Origin of the sequence: Novosphingobium acidiphilum DSM 19966 (genome assembly GCF_000429005.1) — a bacterium.
GTDB lineage: Bacteria > Pseudomonadota > Alphaproteobacteria > Sphingomonadales > Sphingomonadaceae > Novosphingobium > Novosphingobium acidiphilum.
In genome coordinates, this window is the sequence record NZ_AUBA01000002.1 from 294,007 (window position 1) to 300,322 (window position 6,316).

At 65.5% G+C, this 6,316-nt stretch carries 6 protein-coding genes and 1 pseudogene; 6 read left to right on the top strand and 1 reads right to left on the bottom strand.

The features are described from left to right. Window positions 1-95 precede the first annotated feature (95 nt). A complete protein-coding gene (locus G404_RS0102730; RefSeq protein ID WP_245584355.1) occupies window positions 96-1,394 on the bottom strand; it encodes an MFS transporter in 1,299 nt (432 codons plus the stop codon). Window positions 1,395-1,647: 253 nt separating this feature from the next. Between G404_RS0102730 and G404_RS0102735 the strand changes: the two genes are divergently transcribed. The 6 genes and pseudogenes from G404_RS0102735 to G404_RS0102760 form a co-directional block, all read left to right on the top strand. Beyond that, window positions 1,648-2,619, top strand: a complete 972-nt coding sequence (locus G404_RS0102735) for a DUF3034 family protein (protein WP_169719675.1) — start codon at window positions 1,648-1,650, stop codon at window positions 2,617-2,619. 34 nt (window positions 2,620-2,653) lie between these two features. Continuing rightward, window positions 2,654-3,106, top strand: a complete 453-nt coding sequence (locus G404_RS0102740) for a group I truncated hemoglobin (protein WP_051280050.1) — start codon at window positions 2,654-2,656, stop codon at window positions 3,104-3,106. 132 nt (window positions 3,107-3,238) lie between these two features. Next, complete coding sequence (locus tag G404_RS0102745) at window positions 3,239-3,796, top strand: sigma-70 family RNA polymerase sigma factor (protein ID WP_028639734.1); 558 nt, start codon at window positions 3,239-3,241, stop codon at window positions 3,794-3,796. Continuing rightward, entirely contained in the window at window positions 3,793-4,521 is a 729-nt protein-coding gene (locus tag G404_RS0102750; RefSeq protein WP_036520072.1) for an anti-sigma factor, read from the top strand. Before G404_RS0102745 ends, G404_RS0102750 begins: the two co-directional genes overlap by 4 nt. Window positions 4,522-4,847: 326 nt before the next feature. Then, window positions 4,848-5,978: pseudogene (locus tag G404_RS17825) on the top strand (IS1380 family transposase); the annotation flags it as partial. Between the two features lie 53 nt (window positions 5,979-6,031). Next, the coding region (locus G404_RS0102760) for a transposase (protein WP_028639736.1) at window positions 6,032-6,316 on the top strand (285 nt) is incomplete at its 3' end.

The window sequence follows — 6,316 nt, forward strand, 5'->3', positions numbered from 1 at the left end:
TCAATCGTCTGCGGGGGTGCACGGGGTAATGTACGCATTTTTGCAACAATTAAGTAACAAAAATGCAACACCGTGTCGCGCCTGTTGCGATATATTCAACGCCTGCGGTTGGCACCCGCCACCACCCGCGGCGCGGTTTCGGGCATCATCAGCAACACCGGCACCACGCACGCCGCCACCACCGCAATCATCGCGCCCGGCGCCCATACGCCCCCGGTCAAAGTCAGCGAAATCTGCGCCAGCCAGGGCGAGACCCCGCCAAATACGGCCGTGGCCGATGTTACCCCCAGCGCCAACCCCGACAGCCGCGCAGCGCCGGTAAACTGTTCGGCGGTGGCCGCGGCCGCCACCGCGCTCCACGCGCCGCTGATCGCCGCCAGCACCAGCGCGCCGCCCAGCGCCAGCCCGGCGCCGCCATGCGCCATCAGCGGAAACAGCGCGGTCGGCACGCAGGCGCCGGCCACCGCAATCCCGATCAGCATCGGCTTGCGCCCGAACCGGTCGGACATCAGCCCCGCCAGCGGGGTGATCACGATCATCATCAGCGCGGCCAGCGTCGACAGCCACAACGCCGCAGCCTCGGTCATCGCATGGATCGCCACCAGAAACGTGGGCACATAGGTCAGCCCGACGTAATAGCTGATCGAACCCAGCGCCGAAATGGCAAAGCCGCGCAACACGCCTGCGCGTTCGGCGCCGACCGCGCGCGCCAGCGGATGCGCCGACAGCACGCCTTGCGCCTCTGCCGACAGGAATTCGGGCGATTCCGCCATGAACGAACGCCCGATCCAGATGGTGCCGGCCAGCGCGGCGCCAATCGCAAAGGGCACGCGCCAGCCCCAGTCATCCAGTGCGGCATGCGGGATCGACATCACGACCACGGCACTGACCGCCGCCGCCAGCAGTGCGCCCACTTCGCTGGCCGCCGATGCCAGCGAAGCGATCAAGCCGCGCCGCGCCACCGGCGCGCTTTCCACCAGATAGGCGACCACCCCGGTGTATTCGCCGCCCACCGCAAACGCCATCAGGCAGCGCAGGGTGAACAGCAACCACCCCGCCACCGGCCCCGCCACCGCGCGCGTCGGCAGGCAGGCGGTCAGCGCCATCGCCACGGTCATCACCGCCATCGACACCATCATCGCACGGCGGCGGCCATGCCGATCGCCAAACATGCCCAGCAGCACCGCGCCCAGCGGCCGCATGCCATAGGCCAGCAGAAACCCGAACAACACCAGCGCGACCGAGCCCTGCCCCCCGCCATAGAACACCCGCGACAACACCGTCGCGAAATAGAGATACAGCGTGAAATCATACCATTCGACCACGGTCGACAGCGCGGCGATGGCCAGCGATCCGGCCGGGACCGGGGTTTTCGAGGGCGTGGTTTCAGGCACAAAGGGCTCCGCGTGGGACAATCGGCAGGATCGGCCCCGCCACTGCGCCTGCCTGCCACTTCCCCTTTGGACAGGGCAAGCTTCTTGTGGGGCGATCGCGATCGCCGATGCATCCGCTGCACCGATCGCTGCGTATCCCGTTTCGCCAAGCAGCCGCGGCAAGGACTGTCCGAACCGGTCGGACCAGCTTGCCCGGCGCCATGTGGGGAAACACGCAATGCACAAAACCGATCTGTTTCGACCATCCACGCGCGTGCGACGCGTCGGCACCGCGCTGGCCGCGCTGGGCCTGGCCTGGACGGCGCCTGCGTGGGCCGATGCGCCGGCGCCCGCCGACCAGGCCGGCGCCGCGGCCACAATGCCCGCCGACAGCGCACCGGGCCGTGATACCAATCTGATTGCCGATGGCGGCGCGCGCCTGCTGCTGACCGGCGGGGTGTCCACCATCGAAGGCGCCGGCGGCGGGGGCCTGGTGCCCTGGGCGCTGATCGGCGGTTATGGCGCGCAGCACGAAGTGGGCCTGCAGGCGTTTGGCACCGGGGTTTCGACGCAGGATTTCCGCCTGTATGCCTATGGCGCCTCGGCCAATTTCGGCGACCGCATCGAAGTGTCGCTGGCGCGGCAGAATTTTCACTTGCGCGCGCTGGCGGGTGCGCTGGGCCTGGGCAACGATTACACCATCAGCCAGACCATCATCGGTGCCAAACTGCGGCTGATCGGCAATGCCGTGCTCGATCAGAACACGCTGCTGCCGCAGATTTCGGTCGGTGCCGAACACAAGATCAACGATGACACCACCGTGGTGGGCGGCGCGCTGGGGCTGAAACGCGCCGATACCGATTTCTACCTTGCCGCGACCAAGCTGTTCCTGGGCCAGAGCCTGCTGGTCAACGGCACGGTGCGGCTGACCCGCGCCAACCAGTACGGCATTCTGGGATTTGGCGGGCTGGGCCATACCGACATGGCGTACAAGGCCGAATTCGAAGGATCGGCCGCCTATCTGATCACGCGCAAGCTGGCCGTGGGCGGCGAAGTGCGCACCAAGCCCAACCAGCTGGAAGGTGCGCTTGGCGGCACCACGTTCAAGGAACAGGCCGCCTGGGACGGGTTTGTCGCCTATGCGGTGGATCGCCATCTCTCGGTCACCGCCGCCTATGCCGATCTGGGCCAGATCGCGCTGCGCGGCCAGCATGCCGCGTATTTGTCGTTGCAGGCCGGCTTCTGATTCCCCCCCCAATCCAGACACAGGATATCTGCATATGCTTCCGTTTTTTCTTGCGCTCGCCCTGTCCACCACGCCTGTCGCTGCCGACGCGCCGGTGGACCATTACCCCACGCTGCCGCATGTCCATGGCGGCGATCACACTTATACCGAATTTGGCGGCAAGGATGGCCTGACCGCGCTGATGGACGATGCGATGAACCGCTGGCTGGTCAATCCGCGCACCCGGCCGTTTTTCGAACATGCCGACCAGGCGCGGATCAAGCATCTGCTGGTGCAACAGTTCTGCGTCGTGCTGAACGGCCCGTGCACCTATGAAGGCCGCAGCATGGCGGAATCGCATCGCGGGCTGCAGGTCACCGAAGGCGCGTTCTATGCGCTGGTCGAAGAATTGCAGATCGCGATGAACCAGCGGCACATCCCGTTTCCGGCACAAAACCGGCTGCTGGCGGCGCTGGCCCCGATGCACAAGGATATCGTGACCAAATAACCCGTTGGCCGGGATGATGATCAGGATTACTTTGCCTGCGTTGCATCCACATCTTCATCCTGTCCGTATCAGGGTGCTGGGCAGCAATGGAGGCACGGGCATGCGGCAGGTTGGCAATGACGGAGCGCGGCGATGAGCCTTTCGCCGCGCTCCGTTGACGGGGGATTGGGCCAGGCGCTGGTGCAGGTCAGCCTGGGCGACCGCGATGCCTTTGCCGACCTGTACCGCCGCGCCAGCCCGCGGCTGTTCGGCATCTGCCTGCGCATGCTGGAAACCCGGCAGGAAGCCGAAGAAACCTTGCAGGACGTATTCCTGACGGTGTGGCACAAAGCGGGGCAATTCGACCCTGCGCGCGGATCGGCGATGACCTGGCTGGGCACGATCGCGCGCAACCGTTCGCTTGACCGGCTGCGGATGCGGCGCGGCAGGCACGACGAACCGATCGAGCTGGACGATGATATCGTCGACACGGCACCCCTGGCCGAAGACATCCTGGCCGCCAACGACGATGCGCGCCGCGTGCACCATTGCCTGGGCACGCTGGAGGCGACCGACCAGCGCCTGATCCGCACTGCGTTTTTCGACGGGGCAAGCTATTCCGACCTGGCCGAGCGTACCGCACGCCCGCTTGGCACCATCAAAAGCCGCATCCGCCGCGCGCTGATCCGATTGAAAGAGTGCCTGGCATGACCGAGCCCCATGGCGACGACGATCCCGAAATCCTGGCCGCCGAGCTGGCCTTTGGCCTGATCGACCCCACCGAGGCCGATCGCGCCGCGCGCCTGCTGCACACCGATCCCGCGTTCGGCGCGGCGCATGCGCGCTGGTTCGGGTATGCCATGGCGCTGTTTGCCGATGCCGCCGAAACCCCGCCCGCGCGGGTGTGGCAGGCGATCGAGCGGCGTCTGCCCGCCAACGACACGGTGACACGCCTTAACCGCGATGTGGCGCGCTGGCGCTTTGCCACGATGGCCGCCAGTGTCGCGCTGGTGGTGGCGGTTGGCAGCGCCGTGTGGCTGAACACCCAGCGCCAACCCGCTGCGCCCGCCTCTGCGATCGTGGCGCAGGCCCCCGCCCCTGCCGCACCGATGGTGGCAATGCTGCAAGGCCAGCCCGGCGTGGTCAGCGTGGCGTTCGATCCGGGCGCAAAAACGCTGACCGTATCGACCGGCAAGCTGGGCCTGGATGCCAAACACACCGCGCAACTGTGGGTCATCCCCGCCGACGGCGTGCCGCGTTCGCTGGGCGTGCTGCCCGCCGATCACCCGGTCTGGCGCACCGCGCCCGGCACCGTGGCCGGCCTGCTGAACAAGGACGCCACGATTGCCGTATCGGTCGAACCCCTGGGCGGCTCACCCACCGGCCTGCCGACCGGCCCGGTCATCCTGACCGGCAAGCTGACACAGGCGGGATAGGCAGTGCGAAAATCCTCCCCGAACCGGGGAGGGGGACCAGCGAAGCTGGTGGAGGGGCCGCGCCAGATTGCGCAAGCGCTGCGTCAAGCCCGCAGGCCGCCCCCTGTGCATGCTCACTGTCGAAGCGGCCCGGATGCGATCAAAGGCTGACGATACGACAATTTTTGACGCGAACCTGCGCTTTAGTAGAAACAATTCAATAACCCGGGAATTACGGTGACGCTGCACTTAACCCACATTTCCCAGATGCGAATGGGAAAATCTGGCAATTTTGGCAGTATAGTGTAGCAATATCAGCATGATATTTGGTCTTGAGGGCTGATTTTATGGCGCACCCGGCGGGTGAAGCGGAAACGGGTGATTTGCGGGTCGATTTTGACCGCCGCCTGAGGTTGGAGTTTCACGGGTCGCGGATCACTTCGGATGCCGGCTTGCTGGCCTTTCGGGAACTTGATGACGCGCTGGGCCTGACGGGCATGGCTGGGGATGCACTGGCCGATAGCAGGACGGGCCGGAATAGCAGGCACAGCCTGATGGCGCAGTTCCGGCAATCAGTGTTCGGGCGGCTCGCAGGCTACGAGGACGTCAACGACGCCGACCGGCTCGGGGTTGACCCGGCGATGCGCTGGATCGTGGGTGGGCAGGCCGTGATGGGACAGGCTGCCTCGACCAGTCAGATGGGGCGTTTCGAGACCGAGGTTCTGGCCAAAGAAGCCAATGTCACGGCGCTCGCCGATCTGTCGGGCCGGTGGATCGACGTGGTGCATGCCGGCCGCCCGACCAATGTCGTGGTGCTCGACATGGACAGCAGCGTAAGCCCCACGCATGGCGAGCAGGAAGGCACCGCCTACAACGGCCACTTCGGCTGCACCTGCTATCATCCGTTGTTCGTGTTCAATCAGTTCGGCGATCTGGAGCGATGTTCACTGCGCTCTGGCAACGTGCACAGCGCCGATGGCTGGCGCGATGTGTTGGAACCGGTGGTGGCGCGTTATCGCGGCGGCGCGATCAAACGGAGGTTCTTCCGGGGTGATGCCGCCTTCGCGCTGCCTGACCTTTACGACTTCCTGGAGGCGGAGGGTTACAACTACGCCATCCGCCTCAAGGCCAACCCGGCACTCCAGCGCCAGATCGCCCATCTGCTCAAGCGTCCGGTGGGGCGGCCACCCAGCCATGTTCGGCGGCTCTACGCCAGCTTTCGCTATCAGGCCGGATCATGGAGCCGGAAACGGCGGGTGGTTGCCAAGGTTGAATGGCACCCGGGCGAGCTTTATCCGCGCGTCGGCTTCATCGTCACCAACCTCGCGCGCGGTGCCGATCGAGTCGTGGTGTTCTACAACCAGCGTGGCACGGCGGAGCAGTATATCAAGGAGGGCAAGAACGCGGTCAAATGGACCCGGCTGTCGTGCCGCACGATGAGGGGCAACGCAGTGCGGCTCCAGCTTCATGCCCTGGCAGTGTCAGGAATTTCGTGTGCGGGGTGGCATAATGGGTAAAAAGGAGACCCTTTATGGCACGACGCAAAGCCCCTGCGATTCCCGATGACCTGCTCGACCAATTGCTGGCCGGCGGCGATGCGGCAGTCGCACTGAATTCTGGCGAATTGGTCAATGCGCTCAAGAAGGCCTTGGCCGAGCGGGCGTTAAACGCCGAGATGGATTTTCACTTGGGCGACGAAGCTGAGGCGGACAACACCCGCAATGGCTACGGGCGCAAAACGGTGTCGACGGCCACTGGCAAGATCGAGATCGATGTGCCGCGCGACCGCGCTGGCAGTTTTGATCCACAGCTGATC

Bases quoted from the DNA above. Each gene is read 5' to 3' on its own strand.
- G404_RS0102745 (WP_028639734.1), top strand. From the start codon at position 3,239: ATGAGCCTTTCGCCGCGCTCCGTTGACGGGGGATTGGGCCAGGCGCTG.
- G404_RS0102740 (WP_051280050.1), top strand. From the start codon at position 2,654: ATGCTTCCGTTTTTTCTTGCGCTCGCCCTGTCCACCACGCCTGTCGCT.
- G404_RS0102750 (WP_036520072.1), top strand. From the start codon at position 3,793: ATGACCGAGCCCCATGGCGACGACGATCCCGAAATCCTGGCCGCCGAG.